This is a genomic window from Streptococcus sp. HMSC066E07 (assembly GCF_001814695.1).
GTDB classification, from domain to species: domain Bacteria; phylum Bacillota; class Bacilli; order Lactobacillales; family Streptococcaceae; genus Streptococcus; species Streptococcus hominis.
This window is the reverse complement of record NZ_KV817464.1, coordinates 97,930-123,743: the sequence shown is the minus strand read 5'-3', so window position 1 is coordinate 123,743 and position 25,814 is coordinate 97,930. Positions and strand designations below refer to the sequence as shown.

General features: G+C 39.2%; 22 protein-coding genes and 1 pseudogene. 1 reads left to right on the top strand and 22 read right to left on the bottom strand.

Features of this window, described 5'->3' with window-relative positions; translation table 11 throughout:
• Window positions 1–59 precede the first annotated feature (59 nt).
• From HMPREF2984_RS08270 to HMPREF2984_RS08255, 4 genes are all read right to left on the bottom strand, one after another.
• On the bottom strand, window positions 60–2,009 hold the full coding sequence (locus tag HMPREF2984_RS08270; protein WP_070671080.1) for a PTS fructose transporter subunit IIABC: 1,950 nt from the start codon (window positions 2,007–2,009) through the stop codon (window positions 60–62).
• Window positions 2,006–2,917, bottom strand: a complete 912-nt coding sequence (pfkB, locus tag HMPREF2984_RS08265; protein WP_070671078.1) for a 1-phosphofructokinase — start codon at window positions 2,915–2,917, stop codon at window positions 2,006–2,008. The genes HMPREF2984_RS08270 and pfkB overlap by 4 nt, the downstream gene beginning before the upstream one ends.
• A complete protein-coding gene (locus tag HMPREF2984_RS08260) occupies window positions 2,914–3,657 on the bottom strand; it encodes a DeoR/GlpR family DNA-binding transcription regulator (protein ID WP_070671076.1) in 744 nt (247 codons plus the stop codon). Before HMPREF2984_RS08260 ends, pfkB begins: the two co-directional genes overlap by 4 nt.
• A gap of 166 nt (window positions 3,658–3,823) precedes the next feature.
• Window positions 3,824–6,367 carry a M1 family metallopeptidase gene (locus tag HMPREF2984_RS08255; protein WP_070671074.1) on the bottom strand — a complete coding sequence of 848 codons (2,544 nt, stop codon included), beginning with the start codon at window positions 6,365–6,367 and terminating at the stop codon, window positions 3,824–3,826.
• A gap of 126 nt (window positions 6,368–6,493) precedes the next feature.
• Between HMPREF2984_RS08255 and HMPREF2984_RS08250 the strand changes: the two genes are divergently transcribed.
• The gene (locus HMPREF2984_RS08250; protein ID WP_070671072.1) at window positions 6,494–7,462 is read left to right on the top strand and encodes an NAD(P)/FAD-dependent oxidoreductase; all 969 of its coding nucleotides are present in this window, start codon (window positions 6,494–6,496) and stop codon (window positions 7,460–7,462) included.
• Window positions 7,463–7,515: 53 nt separating this feature from the next.
• Here the strand turns inward: HMPREF2984_RS08250 and HMPREF2984_RS08245 are convergent, their stop codons facing one another.
• The 18 genes and pseudogenes from HMPREF2984_RS08245 to HMPREF2984_RS08160 all read right to left on the bottom strand — a co-directional run bounded on the left by HMPREF2984_RS08245 (window position 7,516) and on the right by HMPREF2984_RS08160 (window position 25,702).
• Window positions 7,516–9,207, bottom strand: a complete 1,692-nt coding sequence (locus HMPREF2984_RS08245) for a phospho-sugar mutase (protein ID WP_070671070.1) — start codon at window positions 9,205–9,207, stop codon at window positions 7,516–7,518.
• 177 nt (window positions 9,208–9,384) lie between these two features.
• Window positions 9,385–9,935, bottom strand: a pseudogene (locus HMPREF2984_RS08240) (glycosyltransferase family 2 protein); the annotation flags it as partial.
• 336 nt (window positions 9,936–10,271) lie between these two features.
• On the bottom strand, window positions 10,272–11,012 hold the full coding sequence (locus HMPREF2984_RS08235; protein WP_059220865.1) for an alpha/beta fold hydrolase: 741 nt from the start codon (window positions 11,010–11,012) through the stop codon (window positions 10,272–10,274).
• A gap of 441 nt (window positions 11,013–11,453) precedes the next feature.
• Window positions 11,454–12,815 (bottom strand): 23S rRNA (uracil(1939)-C(5))-methyltransferase RlmD, encoded by a 1,362-nt coding sequence (gene rlmD, locus HMPREF2984_RS08230; protein ID WP_070671068.1) that lies wholly within the window; start codon window positions 12,813–12,815, stop codon window positions 11,454–11,456.
• 75 nt (window positions 12,816–12,890) lie between these two features.
• On the bottom strand, window positions 12,891–14,228 hold the full coding sequence (locus tag HMPREF2984_RS08225; RefSeq protein WP_021001854.1) for an LCP family protein: 1,338 nt from the start codon (window positions 14,226–14,228) through the stop codon (window positions 12,891–12,893).
• 12 nt (window positions 14,229–14,240) lie between these two features.
• The gene (gene pheA, locus HMPREF2984_RS08220; RefSeq protein WP_049534362.1) at window positions 14,241–15,074 is read right to left on the bottom strand and encodes a prephenate dehydratase; all 834 of its coding nucleotides are present in this window, start codon (window positions 15,072–15,074) and stop codon (window positions 14,241–14,243) included.
• Window positions 15,071–15,547, bottom strand: a complete 477-nt coding sequence (locus HMPREF2984_RS08215; protein ID WP_049534361.1) for a shikimate kinase — start codon at window positions 15,545–15,547, stop codon at window positions 15,071–15,073. Before HMPREF2984_RS08215 ends, pheA begins: the two co-directional genes overlap by 4 nt.
• On the bottom strand, window positions 15,540–16,823 hold the full coding sequence (gene aroA, locus HMPREF2984_RS08210; protein WP_059220870.1) for a 3-phosphoshikimate 1-carboxyvinyltransferase: 1,284 nt from the start codon (window positions 16,821–16,823) through the stop codon (window positions 15,540–15,542). The genes HMPREF2984_RS08215 and aroA overlap by 8 nt, the downstream gene beginning before the upstream one ends.
• Window positions 16,824–16,941: 118 nt before the next feature.
• On the bottom strand, window positions 16,942–17,856 hold the full coding sequence (locus HMPREF2984_RS08205) for an L-lactate dehydrogenase (RefSeq protein ID WP_049534356.1): 915 nt from the start codon (window positions 17,854–17,856) through the stop codon (window positions 16,942–16,944).
• Between the two features lie 213 nt (window positions 17,857–18,069).
• Window positions 18,070–18,408, bottom strand: coding sequence for a YlbF/YmcA family competence regulator (locus HMPREF2984_RS08200; protein WP_003029032.1), 339 nt, complete (start codon window positions 18,406–18,408; stop codon window positions 18,070–18,072).
• Between the two features lie 11 nt (window positions 18,409–18,419).
• Entirely contained in the window at window positions 18,420–19,526 is a 1,107-nt protein-coding gene (locus HMPREF2984_RS08195) for a prephenate dehydrogenase (RefSeq protein ID WP_021001857.1), read from the bottom strand.
• 9 nt (window positions 19,527–19,535) lie between these two features.
• Window positions 19,536–19,910 (bottom strand): DUF1634 domain-containing protein, encoded by a 375-nt coding sequence (locus HMPREF2984_RS08190; protein ID WP_021001858.1) that lies wholly within the window; start codon window positions 19,908–19,910, stop codon window positions 19,536–19,538.
• A complete protein-coding gene (locus HMPREF2984_RS08185) occupies window positions 19,907–20,743 on the bottom strand; it encodes a sulfite exporter TauE/SafE family protein (RefSeq protein WP_021001859.1) in 837 nt (278 codons plus the stop codon). The genes HMPREF2984_RS08190 and HMPREF2984_RS08185 overlap by 4 nt, the downstream gene beginning before the upstream one ends.
• On the bottom strand, window positions 20,743–21,909 hold the full coding sequence (aroC, locus tag HMPREF2984_RS08180) for a chorismate synthase (RefSeq protein WP_049534350.1): 1,167 nt from the start codon (window positions 21,907–21,909) through the stop codon (window positions 20,743–20,745). The genes HMPREF2984_RS08185 and aroC overlap by 1 nt, the downstream gene beginning before the upstream one ends.
• Window positions 21,910–21,942: 33 nt before the next feature.
• Window positions 21,943–23,010 (bottom strand): 3-dehydroquinate synthase, encoded by a 1,068-nt coding sequence (gene aroB / locus HMPREF2984_RS08175; RefSeq protein WP_049534348.1) that lies wholly within the window; start codon window positions 23,008–23,010, stop codon window positions 21,943–21,945.
• A 10-nt stretch (window positions 23,011–23,020) separates the two neighbouring features.
• Window positions 23,021–23,875 carry a shikimate dehydrogenase gene (locus HMPREF2984_RS08170; RefSeq protein WP_049534346.1) on the bottom strand — a complete coding sequence of 285 codons (855 nt, stop codon included), beginning with the start codon at window positions 23,873–23,875 and terminating at the stop codon, window positions 23,021–23,023.
• Complete coding sequence (gene aroD, locus HMPREF2984_RS08165; protein ID WP_049534343.1) at window positions 23,865–24,542, bottom strand: type I 3-dehydroquinate dehydratase; 678 nt, start codon at window positions 24,540–24,542, stop codon at window positions 23,865–23,867. The genes HMPREF2984_RS08170 and aroD overlap by 11 nt, the downstream gene beginning before the upstream one ends.
• A complete protein-coding gene (locus HMPREF2984_RS08160; protein ID WP_049534341.1) occupies window positions 24,539–25,702 on the bottom strand; it encodes a class I SAM-dependent rRNA methyltransferase in 1,164 nt (387 codons plus the stop codon). The genes aroD and HMPREF2984_RS08160 overlap by 4 nt, the downstream gene beginning before the upstream one ends.
• Between the last annotated feature and the right edge of the window lie 112 nt (window positions 25,703–25,814).

The following is a 25,814-nucleotide window of genomic DNA, read 5'->3' as shown; positions in this document are numbered from 1 at the left end:
TAGATTAAAAAAGGAGCTGGAGAATTTTTCTCCAACTCCTAGAACGATGAAACTCATCATTATTTATTCAATGGTTTGCGAAGCGCTCCGAATAACACACCACTTACAATTGCGCCAATCAAGATGAAGATGATATAGAGAAAGGCATTTGAAGTAAGTGCAATAACGAAGATACCTCCGTGCGGTGCCATGAGTTTAATACCAGCCATGCCGACAAGTGCGCCTGCTAAAGCTGAACCAACCATAAAGCTTGGAATGGCACGGGCAGGGTCAGCAGCACCAAATGGAATAGCACCTTCCGTGATGAATGAGAGACCCATAACAATGTTTGTTAAACCTGAATTGCGTTCTTCTTCGGTGAATTTGTCTTTGAATAGAAGGGTTGCGACAAAGACTGCAAGAGGTGGAACCATACCACCAGCCATAACTGCTGCCATTACAACTGAACCACCTGTTGAAACAGTTGCAGCAAGAGTTCCTGTACCAAAGATGTAAGCCGCTTTGTTGAAAGGACCGCCCATATCAATAGCCATCATACCACCTACAACGAGTCCAAGGAGGACAGCTGAACTACCAGATAAGCCTTCTAGGAAACTATTCAAGCCAGTATTGATAGCGGCCATTGGAATATTTACCAACAGCATCAAGAAACCAGTTAGCAATGTACCTAAAAGTGGATAAAGTAGAATGGACTTGATACCCTCAAGTGATTTTGGAAGACCACTCAAGGCTTTTTTAAGGAAGTTTACAACGTAACCTGCAAGGAAACCACCCACTAGAGCTCCAAGGAAACCAGAAGGTACACCAGCAAGTGCAAGAGTTGCTTTCCCGCCTGCTGCAAATGGAATTTTACCAAAAGCAAGACCTGCTGAAGCCATACTACCTGCTACAAAACCTGGTGCTAAACCTGGCTTTTCAGCGATAGAATAAGCGATATAACCAGCCAGTACAGGAAGCATAAAGCCAAAGGCCAAACCACCAATATTCTTAAACATTGCTGCCAACTCATGATAAGTACCGAGATTTGCTAATTGATCTTTTGGCACTCCCATTGCTTGGTCAATCAAGAATGCCACCGCAATCATGATACCACCACCGATAACGAATGGAAGCATTTGGCTAACACCACTCATCAAGTGTTTGTAGAATCCACCTGCTGCATTTGTTGAAGAGGAGGCAGCTTTTTTATTGGCTGCATGATACACTTCTGCTTTTCCTGATAGTGCTAAGTTAATCAACTCTTCTGTCTTACGAATACCATCAGCAACCGGGCGGTTAATCAATGGCTTGCCGTCAAATCGATCCATTTCTACAGCTTTATCAGCCGCAATAATAACCGCTTTTGCTTTTTGAATATCTTCTGCGGTCAGTTTGTTTCCGATACCACTAGCACCGTTGGTTTCAACCTTGATACCAACTCCCATTTCAGCAGCTACCTTTTGAAGAGCTTCTTGCGCCATATAAGTATGCGCAATTCCTGTTGTACATGCTGTTACCGCAACAAGGAAATCACCATCTTTGGTTGCTGGTGCTACCGTTGCGGGCTCTGCTGCTTTATCAGACGCTTGGTCAAATAACGCAATCACTTCGTCTGGTGAAGTCACTTGACGAAGTTTATCTGCAAATCCATCTTTCATCAGATATTGGGACAATTCTGCAAGTGCAGCCAAGTGAGTATCATTCGCTCCTTCTGGTGCAGCAATCATGAAGAACAAATCTGTCGGTTGCCCGTCTAAACTTTCATAATCCACACCCTTGTTTGATTTTGCAAAAAGAACGGTTGCTTCTTTTACTGCGGCATTTTTGCTGTGTGGCATGGCAATTCCGTCCCCTAAGCCTGTTGAGGTTAAAGCTTCACGAGCCAAGATTCCTTCTTTGAATGTTTCAAAATCCGTCACATAACCACGGTCAACTAAACGATGAATCATTTCATCAATAGCAGCTGTTTTTTCAGTTGCTTGTAAATCAAGCAACATCACATTTTTTCTCAGTAAATCCTGAATTTTCATATTTTTTCCACCTCTACTTTTTCATATGTTTCGTTAATGAAATCAGCTGTCGCTAAGTCATCAGAGAAAGTCGTTGCTGTTCCGCAAGCTACTCCCCATTTGAAGGCTTCAACAGCATTTCCTGAACGGACAAATTCGCCAGTAAAGCCTGCAACCATTGAGTCACCAGCTCCAACAGAATTTTTTACGATCCCCTTGATTGGTTTCGCAAAATATGCTCCGTCCTTTGTTACCAAAAGCGCACCGTCGCCTGCCATAGAAATAATAACATGTTGCGCACCTTTAGCTAGAATTTCACGAGCGTATTTCTCAATCTCATCCAAATTTTCCAGCTTCGCTCCGAAAATATCACCCAGTTCATGATTATTTGGTTTTACCAATAATGGTTGAAACTCTAGTGAATCAATAAGTGTTTGTCCCTCGAAATCACAAACGACTTGTGCTCCAGTTTGTCTCGTCAGGCTAATCAGCTCTTTGTAGACAACATTGCCTAAATTTTTATTGCTTGACCCTGCAAAGACAACTGTATCTTTCTCTGACAGCCCTAAAAGAATATCTTTTAATGCTGTCAATTGCTCTGGTGAGACAGTCGGACCCGTTCCATTGATTTCTGTCTCAGCATCTGCTTTAATCTTAACATTGATACGCGTATCCTCTGAGACTTGGACAAATTTGGTCGCAATCGCTTCATTTTCCAAGGTATCAGTAATAAATTTTCCAGTAAAGCCACCAATAAAGCCAGTCGCTGTATTGTCAATTCCCAAACGTTTGAGCACACGACTGACGTTGATGCCTTTGCCACCAGCAAATTTATCATCGCTCCCCATACGATTCACGCTTCCAACATTGACCTTATCCAAACGGACAATATAGTCAATAGAAGGATTAAGCGTTACAGTATAAATCATACTTCAATAACCTCCGTTTTTTCTTTTATCTTTTCCAATTGCTCACTGGCACAAGCACTGGTAATAATACTTGCACGTTTGATAGGTGCGACTTTCACGAAAGAGGTCTGACCGATTTTTGAGGCGTCAGCTAAGATATAAGTCTGTTTGGCGTTTTCAAGAATCGCTCGCTTGACTGCTCCTTCTTCCATATCAGGCGTTGTATAGAAATTTTCATCAATCCCATTCATACCAATAAAAGCTTTATTGAAATTCAACTGACCGATTTGGTTCAAAGCAACCCCCCCGATACTAGCATCCGTTGAGCTTTTGACAACCCCTCCGATAATAACCGTTGGAATGTTTTTCTCAACTAATTTTGTAGCATGGTGAATGGAGTTGGTCACAACCGTCATATGTTTGCTTGAAAGCTCATTGATTAACAATTCATTTGTCGTTCCAGCATCAATAAAAATGACATCCTGTTCTTGTATCAATTCCGCTGCTTTTTGAGCAATTCGTAATTTATCTTGAACGTTTTTGATAGATTTTTCTTGATTGCTTTCTTCCTCTTGAAGAAAATGAATACTTTCTGCTCCACCGTGAATCCGACGCAGTTTTCTTTCATCTTCCAATTCATCTAAATCTCTGCGCACTGTTGATTCAGACGTATTTAACAAACGAACTAAGCTATCCAGAGAAACAACTTGATGACGATTGATTTCTTCTAAAATCACCTGTTTGCGCTCTGATTTTAAAATAATTCCACCCCTTCCTGCAATCGTTTACAGATTCATTATACACCATTTTATTTCAAAGTCAAGCATTTTCTTTCAAAAACTATCACTTTTTTAATAAAATAGCAAAATGCAATAAGAAAAGGCTGACATTATCATTCAACCTTTTCTCTTTTATACTGTTATACTGCTATACTGCTGCTTTGATTGCTGCTTCAACAGCTGCTTTTTCTTTGTCAATCAAATCAATACGAGCGGAAATTTCTTTGATTCCCATGCTGATGTTACGGCTGATAGCCAGATTTGATAATTGCGGTTCAAAGAAAGCTTTGTATTCTGCCAAACGTTCATGCGTCTTGAAAGCATTTGCTGGATAAATGACAAATTTATCAAAGCTCATATCTCCACCGAGAGCTGCCTTGATCCAATCCCAGTTTTCACGCGCCCAAGTCCAAATCGTTCCCTGAGTAAAATCATGTTGTAAGAAAGTAAAATACCAACTCATGGCCAAGTCTTGTGGCTTCACAACATCTTTATTTTTCCATTCTTTTAAAAGACGTGTCAATGTTGCTTCACTCTTCGTATAAGACAGAGCCGAAGCCAATTGACGTTGGAAGTTACCATCAACCGTTGCAATGTAGGTTGCTAGATAGTTATCAGTCAATTCTGCTGTCTCATGGTGTTTGATTTGGTTAATCAAAATTTGCAAACGAGTGGCTGCTGGAAGTTTTTCCAAGTTTTCTTGATGTGCTTCAAAAATTTGGCTAGCTTTTTGACTCGCTTTTTCATCATCAGCCGCAATCATATTCGCTACAACAATTTGGCGAACCAATTCATCTTCGTCTGTTTCACCGTCTTTCGCTTCAAATCCAAGTCGGTCAAAGTTAGCTTGATTCAGCTTAACGAGTAATTTCTTGAAAGCAACCTCTGTTTCTGTTCCTTCGTCTACAAAAGTCCGCAAGCTATTTAGTACAGCCTTCACAGCAGATACTACAAGATAAGACTTTTCATTGGTCAATTTTTCGATAACTGGGATTAAGTCTGCAAATGAAACAGAACCAGCTTCAGCCAACAGACGACGTTCTTGTACTACTTGTAACTTACTTGTATTATCCAAGTCCGTAATAGTTGCCAAAATATTGTCTAGCAATTCGCCTTGATAATCAGTAATGTAATGCGCTGTATTTTCCGTATTAAGACGAAGTGCTCCTTCATTTTGAGCTGCAAGAGCTGTATAATTTGGAATTTCAAGCGTTTCTGTTTCTAGGGTATCTGGGATACCAGTCCAATTACTATTCAACGGTACAACCCATAGACGACCTTTTTCTTCTTTTTCTCCAATAAAGAATTGTTTTTGAGAAATTTTGAGAGTGTCATTTTCCACAATCGCTGTCAAAACAGGATAGCCTGGTTGTTCTAGCCACGAATCCATGAAGGCTGCCACATCACGCCCTGAAGCTGCACCGAGAGCATTCCATAAGTCGCGACCAATCGTATTACTGTATTGGTGTTTTGCAAAATAAGCATTCAAACCTTTAGCAAATGCTGCATCACCAAGCCAACGACGAAGCATGTGCATAAGACGACTTCCTTTAGCATAAACAATCGCTGGGTCAAACAAGGTATTGATTTCATCTGGGTGTTTGACTTCCACATGGACAGATTGAACACCGTCAGTCGCATCCCGTTTTAGAGCCAGAGGGACACCACCTGTTTGGAAATCCTCAAAAATGTTCCATGTTGGCTCAATGGCATTCACACAGACATATTCCATCATGTTGGCAAAGCTTTCATTGAGCCAAAGGTCATCCCACCACTTCATTGTAACCAAGTTACCAAACCATTGGTGAGCCAATTCGTGAGCAATCACAAGAGCTACTTGCTGACGGCTTGTAACAGTTGAGTTTTCATCTACTAAAAGATAAACTTCACGATAAGTGACCAAGCCCCAATTTTCCATAGCTCCTGCAGAAAAGTCTGGCAAAGCTACATGCAGAGATTGAGGAATTGGATACTTCACCCCATAATATTCTTCATAAAAGTCAATAGAGCGAACTGCAATGTCTAGGGCAAACTCTAAGTTTGAAGCAGGGTGAGCTTTGGTAGAGTACACGCCGACCAAGGTACCATTCTTCGTTTTTGCTGTAACACCCTGTAAATCACCAGCCGCGAACGCCAAAAGATAAGACGACATGCGAGGAGTCGTTGCAAACTTCCAGATGCCAGTTGCTTTTCGATTTTCTACATCAACTTCTGGCATGTTTGAAAGTGCGACTTCCCCTACTTCTTGGTCAAATTTCAAAGAAAGGTCAAACGTAGCTTTTGCTTCTGGCTCATCTACACTTGGAAAGGCTTCACGTGCAAAATGACTTTCAAATTGAGTAGAAAGAACTTCTTTTTTGACTCCGTCAACGGTATAGTAAGAAGGATAAATCCCCGTCATATTATCTGTAATTTTACCCGTATAAGTCAGCGTTACTTCAACAACTCCTGCTTGACCAAGCTCAACGTAAACTGCTTCATTTTCATTATCTACAGAGAAAGGACGAGCTTCGCCAGCTACCTCAACGGATTGGATTGTCAAATCCTTTTGATGAAGAGAGATTTTTTCTCCCTTTGCTTCCCCGCTAATGCTGACCTTACCTGTGAATGTTTTTTGCTCCCGATTCAAATCTAAAAAAATATCATAATGTTCTGGAACAAATGTTTCAATAAAATGTGCAACTGCTTGCATGTATGTCTCCTTAATAATATAATCTGTAACTATTGTAACATAATTCACGTGTCCTAACACAATTTCTCTATCGTTTTCCTCATTTTGTGATAAAATAGAAATACGTTACTATTTTAAGGAGAAATCATGTCTGAAATTTTTGATATTACGATTGTTGGTGGGGGACCTGTGGGTCTTTTTGCTGCTTTTTATGCTCATATGCGTCAAGCAAAAGTAAGTTTGATTGATTCGCTGCCTCAGCTCGGTGGACAGCCAGCCATTCTCTATCCTGAAAAGAAAATTCTGGATGTTCCTGGTTTTACTAATCTAACAGGTGAGGAATTGATTAAGCGTTTGATTGATCAAGTAAAAACATTTGAAACAAGCATACATCTCAATGAGACTGTATTAGATATTGAAAAAAACGATGAATTATTTACCTTAACAACTAGCAAAGGAAAACACATCTCAAAAGCCATTTTGATTGCTATGGGAGGTGGTGCTTTTAAACCACGTCCGCTGGAGCTAGAAAATGTAGACCAATTTGAAAACATTCACTATCACGTGTCAAATATCAATCAATACGCTGGGCAAAATATTGTTGTTCTAGGCGGTGGTGACTCTGCTGTTGATTGGGCATTGGCTTTTGATAAGATTGCACCGACCAGCATCATTCACCGCAGGGATAATTTCCGTGCTTTAGAACACAGTGTCAATGAGCTAAAAGCTTCTACTGTCACGATTAAAACACCATTTGTCCCAAGTCAACTTATAGGCGATGGAAACAAACTCACTCATCTTGAGATTACTAAAGTGAAAAGCAATGAAACAGAGCTCTTGCCGCTTGATCAGCTTTTTGTCAATTATGGCTTCAAATCATCTGTTGGAAACTTAAAAAAATGGGGACTAGAACTCAATCGCCACAAGATTATCGTCAATAGCAAACAAGAAACTTCTGTCGCAGGTATCTATGCTGCTGGAGATTGCTGTAGTTACGACGGAAAGATTGATTTGATAGCCACAGGACTAGGCGAAGCTCCTACAGCTATCAACAATGCTATGAACTATATCTATCCCGACCAAAAAATACAGCCAAAACATTCGACCAGTCTTTAAAAAGCAAAAAACTTGAAGTTCTCAAAAGAGCGCTTCAAGTTTTTTATATGTGCTTATTTCACGCTATCCATTTTTTCTCGGCAAGCCCTTTCAATGAGATCGAGTTTTTCAACACTTTCCTTTTCGTCTTTACCAATTGAATAGATGTATAGTTTGATTTTAGGTTCTGTACCTGACGGTCTGAGTGCATACCATGAACCATCTTTAAAGTAATATTTCAAGCAGTTTTGTTTTGGAAAATCAAGATAGCCATCTTTAAAGTCAATCACTTTTTCAAGTTCCATTGCTCCAACTGTTGTCAACGGATGTTCTCTAAATTCTTCCATCATGCGACCGATTCTCTCTTGACCTTCTACACCTTCTAGCTCAAGCGAAACCTGTCTTTCATTATAAAATCCAAATTCTGCATAGATATCATTTAAAACATCTAACAGAGTCTTACCCTGTTTCTTAAAGTAAGCAGCCATCTCCACGATCATCATAGAAGCACTGACAGCATCTTTGTCTCTGACAAAAGTTCCATAACAGAAGCCAATACTTTCTTCATAACCGAACACATAAGTTTTTTCTTTGGTGCGTTCATATTCATTGGCTTTTCCACAGATATTTTTAAATCCAGTTAAAGTCTCAACTGTTTCAATGCCATATTTCTTTGCAATTGCTCTAGATAAATCACCTGTAACGATAGATTTCACCATGACAGGGTTTTCCGGCAAATTGTTGAGGGCATAACGTTGAGAGAAGATGTAATAAGCAAGCAAAGCACCGATCTTATTTCCGTTTAAAAAGATATAATCGCCATTCGCATCTCTTACTTCCAGAGCAACACGGTCACAATCTGGGTCATTGGCAATCAAAATGTCACAATTATTTTCTTTTCCAAGCTTTTCAGAGTAAGCAAATGCTTTGGGAAATTCTGGATTTGGATAACCAACTGTTGTAAAATCTGGATCAGGAAATTCTTGTTCTTTTACGACGAAAATATTTTCAAATCCTCTTCTCTTCAGAATTTCTCTGACAGGAATATTTCCTGTACCATTCAAAGGAGTGTAGCCAACTTTGATAGATTTATCAACATCTTCATTGATCGTTAAATTGAGAACTTCTTGGTAGTAATCTTCTTCAACAGATAGATCAATATAATTTGCAAGACCGCTTTCCAAGGCTTCTTCAAAAGGAACGGACTTGATGTCTTCAAAATTCACAATTTCATCCATATGACCTGCAATTTGTCCTGCAATGTCATCTAAAATCTGTGAACCTTCTTCCCAATACGCTTTATAGCCATTGTATTCTTGTGGATTATGACTAGCCGTTACCATGACTCCTGCTTTACAGTGCAATTTTCTAATTGCATACGAGCACATTGGTGTAGGATGAATGCCATTGTAAATATAGGTTTTAATTCCATGAGCAGCCATGATAGAGCAAGTCAATTCAGCAAATTCTTTTGATTTATATCTGACATCATAACTGATTGCAACACCCCTTTTAATCGCTTCTTCACCATGGTCTTTCAAGGTTTCAGCTAATGCTTGGGCTGCTTTTCCTACCATGTATTTATTCATGCGGTTGGTACCAGCACCCAATTTCCCACGAAGACCAGCTGTCCCAAACTCAAGACCCTTGTAGAATCGATCTTCGATTTCAGCTTCATCATCCTGAATAGACAGCAAATCAGCTTTTGTTTCTTCATCGAAGAAATCATTGTTTAGCCATTGTTCATAAACTTCTTTGTAGTTCATATAACGACTCCTTTTAATATATTATTTCTCAATAAATCCATTCTATACTACCTTTTCGTTTTTATCAATCCTTTTTCCGATTTTTCTTTAAAACGCTTGCAGTTTTTTAATTTTTTTGCTACTTACAATCATTTTGATATTTTTATATTCTAAATACTCTGTATCAAAACCAACCTAAGCAAATATTCCCTTGGAAAAACGATTGTATTCAGAAACATCTAAAATGGCATCTACCATTTGTCGGCGCATGAGACGAAAGTCACGCGCACCATCCACCATTTCAACTTGACTAATTTTATTGATTAATTGATAAAACATCTTAGCAAAAAAGCTACGAATCGGAGGCTCTCCATCACGAGTTGTCCATCGTGTTCCCACACAATCCAAATCAGGGTTCTTATCCAGCATGGATTTCATTGTGAGTAAAAGTTCCGGAGGATCTTGCAAATCTGCATCCATGACGGTCACCCAATCACCAGTTGCACATTTGAGACCTGCGTAAAGAGCCGCTTCCTTTCCAAAATTCCTTGAAAAAGAAAGATAATGAACATGTTCATCTACTTGATTTAGGTCGCGTAGAATTTATAAAGTCTATCTTGTGAACCATCATTAACAAAAATATATTCAAACTCTTCGTTCATCTGTGATTCTATTTTTTCCATTTCTGCATAAAACAGTGGAATCGTCTCTTCTTCATAATAACAAGGAATAACTGCTGATATTGCCATTCTTCTCACTTTCTGAATGTTCCTTCTGTTAGAATAGCTCTGACTCGCAACAATCATATTATACCATACCCACATGGCATTCTCTACTATTTCCATAAAGGAGAAACAAGAACTTCTCAACACTATAAATCAAAATATTTTTATTTTATGCCAGCACTTCAGCATTAGAAAAGTAAATTTTACAATTCAAAAATATAATCCACAATTCTCTTAGCCACTTTTTCTGTTGCTTTAGCCATATCTTCTCTAGTCCAAGTATCATTTTGATAATTGACTAGGGATTTTTCAAAGGAGTAACCGCTTTTTGCGTAGGATATGAAATTGCTAAACTGGAATTTAACGAACTAATCTCTTTACTCTTTCAACATAATCATCTGCATGATTTATGCTAATATCTCCATGATAATACCCTTGTAATATTTCAAGTTCACTATTTGGTATTAATTCAGCAATTTTAACTGCCGATTTTTTCATAATAGATCTTTCTTTGCTCCCAACTAGTATTAGAACCTTTGCTCTAGTACGTGATAAAGTATCTTTTAATTCATAACTAGAATTTGACTTCATAAAAGCAATTAAATTATTTTTTGAAATTTTACAAGTATCTTCATAATATAAATCATATAAACTATTTTTTATCTTTAAATTTTTAAACTGTAATTTTGAAAACCAGCTTTTTTTAGTTAAACCATATGTTAAATTAAATATCGGTTCTATCATTTTATAAGTAAACTTCATTGGAATCACCAAAGCACTTTCAATAACAGCATATTCACATATATTGGGATTCCTAGATAATATTTCTAACAATACTTGTCCTCCTAATGATAATCCTCCAATCAATTTTACTTTTCCATTATAATTCTCATTTATAAAATTTATTATTTCTGAAGCATTATTTTCAATAGAAATAAAATTTGTATCACTGTCTGAGTGTCCATCTAGTATAGGAATAACAATATGAAATTCATCTTCAAGCAAGCCTATTTCATCTATATAATTCCACCAAGAAAGACCACCACCGTGTAATAAAATTATAATATCTTTATTTTTTAATCCATACTCTTTGTATTTCATTTTACACCTCTAAATTATAATTTAGCAATTTACATACTCACATATTATGCCATATATTTGTGAACCATTCAATGAAATTCATAACATGACTATCTTTTATCTGTATTCCATTACGTCCCCCTTTTTCATTTTCTCTATGTCCAAACTCTCATAGGGAATGGCAAGTTTGTGTAAACCGCAAGCTTATTGATTGCTACGCTCCAATGATACGCTTGAACAGCTCTAACAGCACGTCCTCGACATCGCAAACATTGAATACCACTTCGATAGCCTTTTCCTTTCAGCTCCAAAAACCTGCCTTTTTCTTCGTCCTGCGAGGTATAGACGAACACATCATCCCAGATAGTAATGCTCGATGTATTTATCGTGTCTGTATTCGGATTTGATCACCCTCACTCGTCAAGACGATATGCTTGAAAAAGGGCTTAAAATAAAGGATTTTCACTCTTTGCTTCGTTGTAGCGACACTACACACTCCACGTGATGCGTCATTGGAAATAAATCCACGGGCTGAACTTTTGTGAGTTTGTACCCCAGTTCTTGATAGAGCTTGATGTCACGCGCCATAGTGGCTACATTACAAGATATATAGATGATTTTCTTTGGATTCATGCTGACACTTGATTTGATAAAACTTTCAGTCAAACCTTTACGTGGCGGATCAACCATGATGACACTAGGTTTTATACCTTGATTTAACCATTTTTTGATAGCATTCTCTGCTGAATCACAAACATAATGGGCATTGCTAATACTGTTTAGCTCAGCATTCTTTTTGCTATTTTCAACTGCTTGAGGGATAACCTCTACGCCATAGACTTCTTTGACGTGTTTCGCAACTGACAATCCAATAGTGCCAATTCCCGAATAGGCATCCACTACAATATCCTCTGTACTCAACTCAGCGAAATCAATCGCCGTTTGATACAGTTTCTCTGCCATCTCTGTATTGACTTGGTAAAATGATGGGGCAGCAATTTGAAAGTCATTATCCAGCATGCGGTCAGTAATATAATCTTGTCCATACAGTACATGAAATTCCTTCCCAAAAATCGCATTACCTGACTGGTCGTTAATATTCTGCATGATAGATTTAATATTCGGAAATCGCACAACTAACTGTTCAATTAACTGATTTACACGGAAAATCTTCGGACGAGTTGTCACTAAAATAACCATGATTTCACCAGAGTAATGTCCACGACGAACCACAATATTGCGCATCAAACCAGATTGCTCTTTCTCATCGTAAGGTTTTAGGTCAAAACGACGCAGCAAATCCCGCACTGCCAAAACGACTTGGTCAATAACTGTATCCTGAATATAAAAATCCTCAATTGGCATTAAATCGTGCGAATTTTTTCGGAAAAATCCCGTTTCTAGCTGTCCATTGACACGGCGAACAGGAACCTGCGCTTTGTTTCGATAATGTAGTGGGTGCTCCATACCAAGGGTTGGTGCCACTTCGATATCTGCAATTCCAGCAATCTTGTAAAGACTATCTCTAACTTTCTTGGTTTTAAATTTCAATTGCTCACTATATTTTAGATGCCCAAGGTCAGCAATACCTGTCCTCAGATAAGCCACATCAACATCTTCGTTTCGATAAGGGGATTTCGTCAGATAGGCTTCTACCTTGCCAAAACCAATTTTTTTATTGACTTTCAGTATGCGCATACGGATACGTTCCGTAGGCAGAGCATTCTCTACAAAGAAAACCAGCCCCTCTGCCTTAGCTACTCCTGCACCGTCATGGCTCAAATCCACAATTTCAACTTCTATCACATCATTCTTTTTTAACATATATTTCTCTTTCTATCAGCTCTGCCATTTCCCAAAAAAAGAAAGCGACAGAATTATCACTTTCTATTCTATCATTTATCTGAGTCCAAGTTGTGCCAATTTTTCTTTATAGGCTTCAAAATCAACTAACAGTCCTTGACCGCCATACATATCATAGGCATCTATCCAATCTCCATTTTCAGGAATGGTCACCTTTTCAACACCATTACGAGCATTGGTAAGAGAAGACAAGCCGTGCGTTAGTAAAAAACTATACGGAACGTTGGTCGAGGTTAAAGCAAATACTTTGCCAAGCGCTTCAGAGCCTGTAAAAAGCTTCGTTGGGTCTTTGATTTGCTGAATAATCGCGCTCATCACCTCTTGTTGGCGACGTGTGCGTCCAAAATCTCCTTCGTCATCTTTACGAAAACGCGCGTAATTCAAAAGCGTGCGACCGTCCATTCGCTGTTTGCCAACCTTAATCGTCTGCTCTGGAACCACGCCGTCTTTCATATTGAGGTCGTCCGGCACCTGTACTTCACTCACTTTTTCACCATTGATAGTTGAAAAATTCGCATTCATTTCAACACCATTTGGGAAAAGGGTATCGATAGCTGTCGCAAAGGTCGAAAAGTCAACCAACGCATAATACTTAATGTCAATATCAAAATTGTCTTTCAGCACTTGACGTACTAATTCAGCGCCTTGATTGTTATTTTGCTCTCCAATGGCATATGCTACATTTAACTTTTGATCATAACCAGAACCTTGACTGACTCCATCAATGTGAACGAGCGTGTCTCTCATGAAACTGACGAGTTTCATTTTTTTATTTTTTCCACCGACATTTAAGACCATAATCGAATCTGTCCGCGTTTCAGAAGAAGATTGACCAATTCGTCCATCTGTACCCAAAATAAGTATATTCACACCGTCTTTGGTATCTTTCCCATTAAAGACTTCTGTTTGGGCAGCTTTGGCATTTGGATTGCTTTTTGAAGTGTTCAAGCCTTTTATAAACATGAACAACATGCCCCCTACAATGAGAACCAAAATTAAAGCAAGCCAAGCTAGAATCCGCTTCACACGTATTTTTCTATGCCGTTTTTCCTTTTTAGGCTTGGGTATATTTTCTACAACACTTTCAGCCACATTAGTTGGTATGTGCTCTGATTTAGCTCGTTTATTACGGCGACTTCTCTCTGGATATTGAGGGAGTCCCTGCTCGGTGTAACCAAAATTCTCAGGTACTTGTTGGTCAGAAAAGGTACCTCTCGATTCACGAGCTGATTCTACTCTTTGGTCTCCTTCTTGCTTTCTCAGAAGATATTGATATTCTTTTTTCTCGCGTTCATTTAAATAATGGATATTTTTGTAAAGATAGTCCAGTCTCAACTGCTCATGGTGGCTGAGATTATCTGATTTTTTACCCATGATTGCTCCAATCTACTGTTCTGAAATAGTATAAACGGTATAATTTCCTAAAATTTTATAAGTAATGCCAATCGCTTCTAACTCTTTCATCGCAAATGACACTAAATCCTCTTTTTCATTATTGATGTCCACAATGAAAAAATATTCTCCCAAAGCGGTCTTCAACGGGCGGCTTTCAATCTTTGTCAAGTCAATTCCCCGCCAAGCAAAAGTTGCAAGAGCTTTGTATAAAGCACCGGGCAAATTGTCTGGCAAAGTCAAAGCAAGCGTTATTTTCTTTTCCTTAGGATATAATGACAAAGTCGGAATCGACTGTCCCAGCAACCAAAAACGGGTGAAATTCTCAGCCATTTCTTGAATATTCTCTGCAATAATCTGCAGACCGTATTCACTAGCTGCACTCCTTGGCGCAATGGCTGCATAATTTTCTTCTGGATGCTGAGCCACAAAACGAGCCGCATAAGCTGTGCTAGCTGTTATTTCGATTTTAGCTTGTGGATAATGCTGGCGAACATATTTTTTCCCCTGCGCAATTGCCTGCGGATGAGAAAAGATTTTTTCTACTGGCTTATCAGCTGCCGTTGCCAATAATTGTTGTTTGATTGGCTGGACGATTTCTGCCACAGCATGAATGGCTGCTTGATGAAAAAGGTAGTCCAATGTTTCATGAACGCTTCCTTCAATTGAATTTTCAACTGGCACTACAGAATAATCCACTTCGCCTGTCTCGTAGGCTTTGACAACTTCCGTGATATTTTCAAAAGCCACCAATGTATCTGTTGGAAATGCTTCTTGCGCCACATGATGAGAAAAAGACCCTTTCGGACCTAAAAATCCAACTCTCATTGCAACACCTCCACGATTTGTTTAGGCGTCAAAGTAGTCACATCAATAACTTTTGTAGCCACTTCTTCATACCAAGTCTGACGTTGCTCGAAAAGATTTTTCAAATCAGCTTTGCTATTGTTCAAATAAAGTGGGCGCTGGTGAGCTTGATCTTCTTCAAGACGCTGGTAAAGCGTTTCAAAATCTGTTTTTAAATAAATATTTTCAGCGTTCTGCTTTAACAACTCGCGGTTTTGAGCATTGCTGATGATGCCACCACCGGTTGAGATGACTTGTTCTGACTGTAGCAATTCTTTTAATAATTCACTTTCTTTTTGCCGAAAAGCTGCTTCGCCATACTGCTCAAAATATTCTTTAATCGGCATTTCCAGTTTCTCTGACAAAAGCTCATCCATATCGATAAAATTTTCATCTAGCAAGCTAGCAATCGTTGACTTTCCAGCCCCCATGAAACCAATCAAAATCTTAGCCATGAAGTAAGTCCTCCAAATCAGCAAAGAAATTTGGATAGCTCGTATTGATAGCTTCGGCGCGCTCCAACTCGACTTGACCGTCGTTTACCAAAAGAGCTGCAATAGCCGTCATCATGCCAATTCGGTGGTCGCCAAATGTATGAACTTTAGCACCGTGAAGAGACGTTTTCCCTTTGATAATCATGCCGTCTTCTGTCGGAGTAATATCAGCCCCCATGCTATTTAGTGCATCTGCCACAACTTGGATACGGTCTGTTTCTTTTACTTTTAGTTCCTCTGCATCACGAATCACCGTTTGCCCCTTAGCTTGCGTGGCAAGAAGTGCAATGATTGGCAATTCATCAATTAAACGTGGGATAATTTCTCCGCCAATTTCTGTGCCAACTAATTCAGACGTCTCTATCGTTATGGTAGCGGACTTAGCAACTCTGTCTATATTAGACAAGTTTATATTTCCACCCATAGCTTTAACAACATCCAAAATGCCAGTCCGTGTTTCATTGATACCAACATTTTCCAAAATAATCTTAGAATTGGGAATGATAAGTCCTGCTACTATCCAGAAAGCCGCACTAGAAATATCTCCTGGCACCAGCACATTCTGTCCAGTAAACTCTTGTCCGCCTTGAACGCGGATTTCCTTTCCATTGACAGAAATCTGACCGCCAAATTGTTTAATCATATCTTCTGTATGATTGCGGGTCATTTCTTTTTCCACAATGACAGACTCGCCCTGAGCTTGTAAAGCCGCAAATATCAAAGCAGATTTAACCTGAGCAGATGCCACAGGCAAGGTATAATGAATGGGCTGTAAGTTCTTATTCCCATGAATGGTGAGCGGTGGCAAATCACGATTGGTTCGTCCAGCGATTTGCACCCCCATTTGACGAAGAGGAATCGTTATGCGATCCATAGGACGTTTAGATAAACTATCATCGCCAAACATTTCCACCGCAAAATCTTGCCCAGCTAATACACCTGAAATCAAGCGAATGGAGGTTCCAGAATTTCCCATATTCAGTTTGTTTGTCGGCGCTTGAAGACCAGCAAAACCCACTCCATGAATCGTTACTACATTGCCGTCATCTTCAATTTGAACACCTAAATCACGAAAAACTTGCATGGTGGATAAGACGTCTTTACCACGCAAAATATCGTGAACCGTTGTCACTCCCTTGGCCAAACTACCAAACATAATCGATCGATGACTAATAGACTTATCACCTGGCACACGAATGCAACCAGCTAACCCCTTTGCATTTGTACGTAACTGCATAGAAAACCTCATACCTGATTCTTTTTACATATTGTACCATAAAAAAAGGAGGGAAACAAAAGAGAGCGGGGAAAAAGCTTCATTTCGTTGAATTCAGCTTTTCCTCACCCTCTTAGAATTATAAACTTTCTGCAAATTTTTGCTTGATGAATTGTGCAGAATACGCTAATTTTTCTTCCTCTTTTTCCGTTAAACTAAGTTTGACTTGCTCAAGAATTCCCTCACGTCCTACAATCGCTGGATAACTCAGGTAGGTGTCTAATGGCTGATAATAATTTGATACTGGCAATTCTTCATGCGAATCCGATACAAGGGCTACTGCTAAACGGATAGCTGCGCTCGCAATACCATAAGATGTGTATTTTTTGCCATAAAAGACGGTATGCCCTCCTTTAAGGGCTTCTAGAGCAATTTCATCCAACTCCTCGACCGAAGCAAATGTAGAAATCGGTTGCCCTTTTATCCGTACTTGGCTCCAAGCTGTAAATTGAGAATTTCCATGTTCTCCAAGATTGTAGCCATAAACGCTTCGAGGATCGACACCAAAGCGAACACCAACTGCACGTTTCATACGAGCTGTGTCCAGTAGCGTTCCCGTTCCAATAACACGCTCTTTAGGCAGACCAGTATAGTGTTGATAAAGACTAGTAATGACATCTACTGGATTACTAATAACAATGATAATCCCTGTAAATCCAACTTTTTTCAATTGTTCAGCGACAAAAGGAACTTCCTTGGATGTAAAGGGTAATTCAGCAAATCGATCGGCGTTGGGGTTATCTTGTAATTTGATATTGCCCAGTGCTGACACCACCACATCCGCATCTGCCAACGCCTGATAATCATTAACAATAATATTTGCGTGATGATTCAAATTGGCTGCGGCGTCCTGAAAGTCAAGTGCATCTGCTTTGACTTTCGCTTCATTTTTATCAATCAACACATAATCATCAAAGGTTCCTTGCGCAATCAGACCATGCGCGACTGCGGCACCAACATTTCCCATACCAATAATCGCAATTTTACGTGACATAAAGCACCTCCATAAAATACACCGTTCAGCTTCACCATTAAACTGAAAATCTGTCTAGTTGATACATTTCATTATACTCAGAAATTAGTAAAAAACAAGTATTTAGTGGAAATATTCAGAAAATTCTCGCTAATTTGTTGAATCCTTTCTTCTCCTATGGATTTCATGCACATAAAAAGCTGGGCTAATTTTGCACCAGCTTGAATCATAACCTTATTTCAACAGTTCTTGAACTGGATCAAAAATGATGCGTTCAATATCAGCCAAGTAAATAGATAATTGTTGTTGTTTATTGAAAAATTCAGTCAGGGCAGGATTGCCTTGAATCTTATCCCCAAACGACTTCATCTTGTCTTGCACTTCTTGCGTTGGCATTTGACCTGATTGCGCCATAGCTTGCAGTTCTTGTTGGAAAGCTAGATAGTCCTTTAAAAGGTTCTTTGCTTCACTATCAGCATCTACTGCTTTTTTGCTTTCGACAACGGCTTTGTACTCAGGAAGGTCACGTAGAGTACGGCTTAATTCATTCGCTAAATCATAAATATTTGACATAGTTTTCCTCCTTAATCTAAAAAGACTTGATAATGTGTCTTTTCTCTTATTATTTTAGCAGATTTTTCCAAATCTTCGCGATTTTTAAAGGTAATTTGCAAAATTCCGTTAATATCTTCGCGATTTTCTTCGTTAATGTGAATATTGACAATGGATGTTCCCCTTAGAAGTTCCAACACTCCTAAAACAGCATCTTCTTCATCGGGAACATTGATGAAAATGTCATAAAAGCTATCCACACCTGCTCGTTTATGAATTTCCATAGCTTTTCGCACTTGGCGACCATGCTGAAAGAAATTCCAAATCACATCTTCATTTTTATTCTGAATAGCAAGTGAAATAGTATCCAATCGCTTCTTAAAATCCTCTATCCTCTCTAAAATAGCATCTGGATTTGTCAATAAAATCGAAGTCCACATGCTCGGTTCACTTTCTGCAATCCGTGTCATATCACGAAATCCCCCAGCAGCGAAATGCTGCGTCATTTCGTGCTGTTGAATATAGGCAGCGGCTTGATCCATAAGACTAGAAGCGAGGATATGCGGAAAATGACTAATCTGGCTGGTGACCCGGTCATGCTCTTTGGCATCAATCTCGATAAAGCGAGCATGCAGACCAGATAAGAGATTCTTCATTTCTGCTATCGTGCCTTCTTTCGTCAAATGAGACGGAGTAAAAATATAATAGGCGTTTTCAAAGAGATTTATATCTGCTGCACTAGCACCTGACTTATGACTACCAGCCATCGGATGAGCACCTACAAATCGAATAGTTTTTTCCTTTAGAGCTTCTTCAGCAGCAGCTACAATTTCAGCTTTGGTAGAGCCTGCATCTGAGATAATCACATCTTTTTTCAAATCTAGAGTTGCTAATTGCCTGATAAACTCAATGGTTTGCTTGATAGGGACAGCAAGAATAATCACATCTGCCAGAGGAGCAAATTCAGCAAACTGATTGGTCACTTGATCTACCATGCCTTTTTCAAGGGCAATTTTTCGGGATTCTTCTCCACGATTGTAACCTAATATAGTATAGTCTAGATGATCACGTCGAATTCCAAGTGCGATTGAAGAACCAATCAAACCAAGACCCGCAATATAAATAACTTTCTTTACCATGCTTACTCCTTACTTTGGCTCAACGATAAATCCCAGAACAATCGATACTAAAATAATAACCATAACAATCGCTGTGAAAATCGTATACATTTTATCTTTTGTTTTGACAAAAATGATAAAAGTTGAAATCACTCGAAAAATCGGTGTCAAAATAAGCATAAAAGCCCCTAGTAACATAAACGTCACTGCATCAAAAATGGAATGGCTCTTCACATAGGCAACTGGATTAAACTGTTCCAAATTTTTTAAAGAAATGACCTGCTGACCACTAAAAAGGTAAAGAACCAAGCCAATAAACATAAAAAGAATGGAGAGAAAAATTCCTATGCGAAGAATTTTCCCCATGACCAAATCCAGCTCTTCTTTTTGCATTTTATCTGTCATTGCATACCTCGTATAAACATCTGCACACCCAGAGCTAATAAAGCGACTAGAAAAATCCAGCGCAATACTTTTACAGGTACATAAGGCATGATGCGGCTTCCGATGAAAGAACCTGCTAAAACACCCAAGGCGATTGGTGTAACCAATACCGGGTTGATTTGTCCTATAAAAAGGTAAAAGATAGCTGAAGCCGTTCCTGTCACTCCCATCATAAAGTTAGAAGTTGCTGAACTAGCTTTTAAAGGCATTTTCATAACAGTATCCATGGCCAATACTTTGAAAGCACCCGCACCAATTCCTAAAAGCGCCGACATAACACCTGCAAAGAACATGACAACAGAGCCACCGGGGACATTGGTCACTTGATACTTGATTGTTTGATTGAGACCTTTGTCAAAATATTCACCACCGAGATTTAATTTCTCTGCGATAGCATCATTGTGACTCACATTCTGATTGTCCTTTTTATCATGAATCTTCTGGTACATATTAAATGCTTGAAAGAGCATGAGAGCGCCATAAAGTAAGAAAAGGACTTGTGAATCTGTTATCACTGATAACATAGCGCCTACAAAAGCTCCTAAAGTCGTAAAAATTTCCAAAAACATGGCAATTCGCAGATTGAGCATATCATCTTTGAGATAGGCAATCGCAGACCCTGAACTAGTCGCTAAAACTGCAATAATAGAGGCTCCTACCGCATACTTAATGTCCACCCCAAATAAGAGAGTGAGTACAGGCGTGATAACAATTCCGCCTCCAAGTCCTAATAAAGCGCCCAAAATTCCTGCAAAAATTCCGACCAAAGTCATTGTAAAAATATAGGTGAGCATTAAAATCCTTTCACATAATCGCGGTGTTGTTGAACGGCTTCTTTTAATTCTTTCAGATTGTCTGAAGAGAATTTCTCCAAAACCTCAGTTGCAAGCACTGTTGCAACAACAGCTTCCATAACAACACCAGCAGCTGGAAGAGCTGTCGGATCGCTTCGCTCCACCGTTGCCTTATAAGGCTCATGTGTCTCAATATCAACGCTCATAAGTGGCTTGTAGAGAGTTGGAATCGGCTTCATCACTCCGCGCACTACAATAGGTTCTCCGTTGGTCATACCGCCCTCGAAACCGCCCAAATTGTTGGTGCGACGAGTAAATCCATCCTCTTTAGACCAGATTATTTCATCCATCACTTGACTGCCCTTAAGCCGCCCTGCTTCAAAACCAACTCCAAATTCCACACCTTTAAATGCATTGATAGAAACCACTCCTTGAGCAATTTTAGCATCTAGTTTTCTATCCCATTGAACATAGGAACCAAGCCCGACTGGCACACCACCGACAATGGTTTCAACAATTCCACCAATCGTGTCACCATCTTTCTTTATCTGATCAATATAGGCTTTAATTTCCTCTTCACATTCTGGATTGACAATCGAAACTTCTGACTGACGAGCACGTTTCTTGATTTCAGAAACGGTCAGATTTTCCGGAACCTCAATGTCAATGCCACCGAAAGTTACGATATGACTAGCTACCTCAACTCCGATTTCTTCTAAAAGACGCTTAGCAACAGCTCCCACCGCAACCCGCATGGTCGTTTCACGCGCAGAAGAGCGCTCCAATGAATTACGCAGATCATCAAAACGATATTTCATACCTCCGACCAAATCTGCATGACCCGGACGAGGTTTAGTAATCTTGCGCAGCTCTTTTTTCTTGTCCTCCACATCTGCTACATTCATGATGTCCAACCATTTTTGATGATCTAGATTGGCCACATTGAGTGTAATCGGTCCCCCTATGGTTCGCCCATGCCGAACACCAGAAGTAATTTCCACTTTGTCACTCTCTATTTTCATACGAGCTCCACGACCATATCCGCCCTGACGGCGTTTCAACTCTGCATTGATATAGTCAGCTGTCAAAGGAAGCCCAGCTGGCACTCCTTCAATGATAGCTGTCAAACGCGGTCCATGTGACTCCCCAGCAGTTAAATATCTCATTCCGTTACCTCATCTGTTGTTACTATTTAGCACTTACTTTTCTAAATAATCTTTCATCTCTTCTAAAGGAATCTGATGAATGGCAGTCCTGCCTAATTCTGGAACAATGACTAATTTGATTGTCTTTCTACGAGCTTTCTTATCATGAAGTAAGGCATGATAGAGCTCTTCTTGTCGCCAAGGTTGATAATCGGTCGGAAGACCAAACTTACAGCACATTTTTTCAATATCTGTGGTAATTCCTTTAGGCATCAGCCCCTTTTTTTCTGCTACGTATGCTACTTGAACCATGCCAATAGCCACGGCTTCTCCGTGCATGACTTTGCCATAACCAGCAGTCGCCTCCACTGCATGACCAATCGTATGTCCAAAATTTAGATAAAGGCGCACACCATTGTCAAGTTCGTCTTCCACTACTAGCTTTCGTTTGACATTGCAAGAATGATAGATGATACTTTCTGCATGCTCCAAAATGGATTCTGGACTACCATACATGTCAGACAGTTCCTGCCATAGCTCCACGTCCTCAATCAAACCATACTTGATGACCTCTCCCATGCCTTCAATCAATTCACGTTGTCCTAAAGTTTTTAAAACATCTGGGTCAATCAGAACTCCGTCCGGCTGAGTAAAAGTACCCACCATGTTCTTAGCCCACGGCGTATTGACTCCTGTTTTCCCACCAATCGAAGAATCTACCTGAGCCGTCAAACTCGTCGGTATCTGTACAAAATGAATGCCTCGCATATAAGTTGAAGCTGCAAAGCCAGCCAAATCACCGACCACACCGCCACCCAAGGCAACAATACCATCACTGCGGGTCATCCCTACTTTAGCGAGAAATTCATAAACTTTATTGACCGTTGTTAAATTTTTACTAGCTTCCCCTTCCAGAAAATCAAATACAAACACTTCAAAGCCAGCAACTTCTAAGCTGCGTTTAACTGTTTCAGCATACAGACTTGCCACATGATTATCTGTGATGACAACGACCTTTTGAGCTGACCATAAACTTGCCAACCATTCTCCAGCTTTAGCTAAAGTCCCTTTTTCAATGACAATATCGTAAGGATGATTGGGGATATTCACATTTAATTTCATAGGCAACTCCTTATTTGTATTTTTTTTCCAATGTCTGCCAAATTTCTTTAGTTGGCATTTCTTTTCCTGTCCACAATTTGAATGCTTCTGCTGCTTGATACAGCAACATTCCCAAGCCATTCACTACTTCAACTTCTTGTCCTTTTGCCCATTTTAAAAATGGGGTTTCAAACGGCTGGTAAATCACATCTGCCACAAGAAGTGAATGTGGTAAACGAATACTGCTTGGTATCGGTAAAGCCTTACCGTCCATACCTAAACTGGTCCCATTGACCAATAAAGCAGAAATGTTAATTTTTTCTTGCAATAATTCTTGATTTTCTAAAGGTAATACCCAAATCTTCGCTGCAGTCTTCTGCTGAATTTCCTTCATTTTCTGCGAAACGCGTTCAAAAGAAGAATGGCGCGTAAACACAAAAATCTCATCAACACCATCTAAAGCAGCCTGCACAATAATCGCTGTCGCTGCCCCACCAGCTCCAAGCATGACCATTTTCTTACCCTTGACGACAAAAGAAGGCAAGCTCATAAAAAATCCCTTGCCATCTGTGTTATAACCAATCAATTTTCCATTTTGATTCACGACAGTGTTCACCGCCCCAATCATCTGCGCAGCCGGCGTGAGCTCATCTAAAAAAGGAATCACAGCCTGTTTATAAGGCATAGACAAATTGATTCCAAACATATCGTAACGACGAATATTTTCAACAGTTGCTTTCAAGTCATCCTGTGAGATTTCCCAAGCCACATAAACTCCATTAACGCCCGTTTGCTCAAACGCTGCATTATGGATAAAAGGAGAAATACTGTGTTTGATTGGGTTGGCGACAACTGCCACTAAACGAGTATAGCCGTCAATTTTCATTCAAAATCTCCTGAATTTGCTTCATATTAATAAGAGAAATTTGACCTGGCGCACTGGATTCATCCAAGCTTGCAAATGACCAACTCGAGCCTGTTAAATCTGCTGTTATCCGCGAAATCTTTCCAATTTGACCCATGGAAATCGTTACAAAATCCTGATCTGGATTTAAGGTTTTAAAACCACGCGTATAGTTCATCAAGTCCAACACATCTTGCTCGCTACGTGCCATAACAGAAACTTTCACCACTTTTGGTGTCAAACTGGTCAATTCAGATAAAATTTCCATCATATTTTCAGGCGTTTCTTTAAAATTATGATAGCTCAAAACAAGATTTGGAAAATCCAACATTTCCTCAAATCTATTTTTGTGAGAAAAATATTCAAAATCAATATAGTCTGGCTGATAAATCGTTGAGATTTCCTTAATGGTAGAAATATATTCATCATCCGTCAATTCAATATTTCCACCTTCGCCAATTGTTCTCAAAGTGAAAATCAATTCACGACCAGCAAATTTTTCAAAAATAGCAGGTGCAACGGTCAAAATATCATCTTTTGCTAAAAAATCAGCACGCCATTCAATAATGTCCGCGTCATCATAACGCGAGCTATCAATATTCTGCGCTTCCTCTAAATTTTTCGGCATCACTGATACGACTAATTTCATTTGTTCACCTTAATGGTAAATACCTTGAGGTAATTACTTCTTTCATCTTTTTTATTATAAGTAAAATCTGCTGGTAAACCGTATTCTTTCAGATAACGGTGCTTCATTCCTGCAAAACCTTTTTCAATTTCTTTTTTAAACTTAGTACGTGAAACATTCGCAGCATTTGTACTAGCAATGATAATCCCTTGGGGATTTAAAATTTCTAAAGACTGAGCAATTAACTTATGATAATCCTTCGCCACTGAAAAAGTTTGTTTTTTATTTCTTGCAAAACTCGGCGGGTCTAAAACAATCACATCATAGGTCAGACCATGTCGCTTTGCATATTTAAAGTAGTCAAACACATCCATCACAAAAAATGTATGGTTGCTTAAGTCAAGATTATTCTCTCTAAAATGCGCTTCAGATAACTCACGACTTCGTTTTGCCAAATCAACGGAGGTTGTCTGACTGGCTCCTCCCATCGCTGCCGCAACCGAAAAAGCTGCCGTGTAGGAAAACATATTTAACAGCGACTTACCAGCTGCTAGACCGTCTACCAAGCTACCACGCACCTCATGCTGATCAAGGAAAATTCCTGTCATCAATCCATCATTTAGAAATACTTTATAACGAACGCCATTTTCCAAAATTGGGAAAAATGCTGGCGCTTCTTGCCCGTATAAATGAGCAGATTCAACATTCAAACCCTTGAAACGAATTTTCTCATACGCTCCTGTAACTTCTGGAAAAACCTGCTGAAATGCTTGAACAATAGTATCTTTAATCTCGTAAACAAAGAGATTATACCAAGAAAAAACAGCATATTCTTGATACAAATCTATTGTCAACCCACCAAAACCATCTCCTTCTTGATTAAAAAGGCGGTAAGCTGTTGTCTCTTTTGATTGTTGATAAACTTGTCGCTTTTCTTTCGCACACCGAAATAACTGACAGAAAAACGAGACATCAAAAACTACTTTCTTATGTGAGATAAACCAGCCGATACCCTTGTTTTGCGCTGATAAGTATCCGATGCCTACAAAATTTCCTTTTGCATTTACCAATTCTACAACTTGATGATGAAAAGAAAGTGAAGGAAAATCTTGTTTTTCTAAAACAAATCGTCCTTTTTTTATGTTTTCTTCGGTATAAGAAGGAATCGTAAGCTGTTTCATAAGCTCTATTATATCAAATGTTATGAATTTTCTCAAAAAAATGTACTACTTATTACAAAATGATTGCAAAAAATGTGTTCATACGTAAAAATTCTATTTATTCTCAATGGAT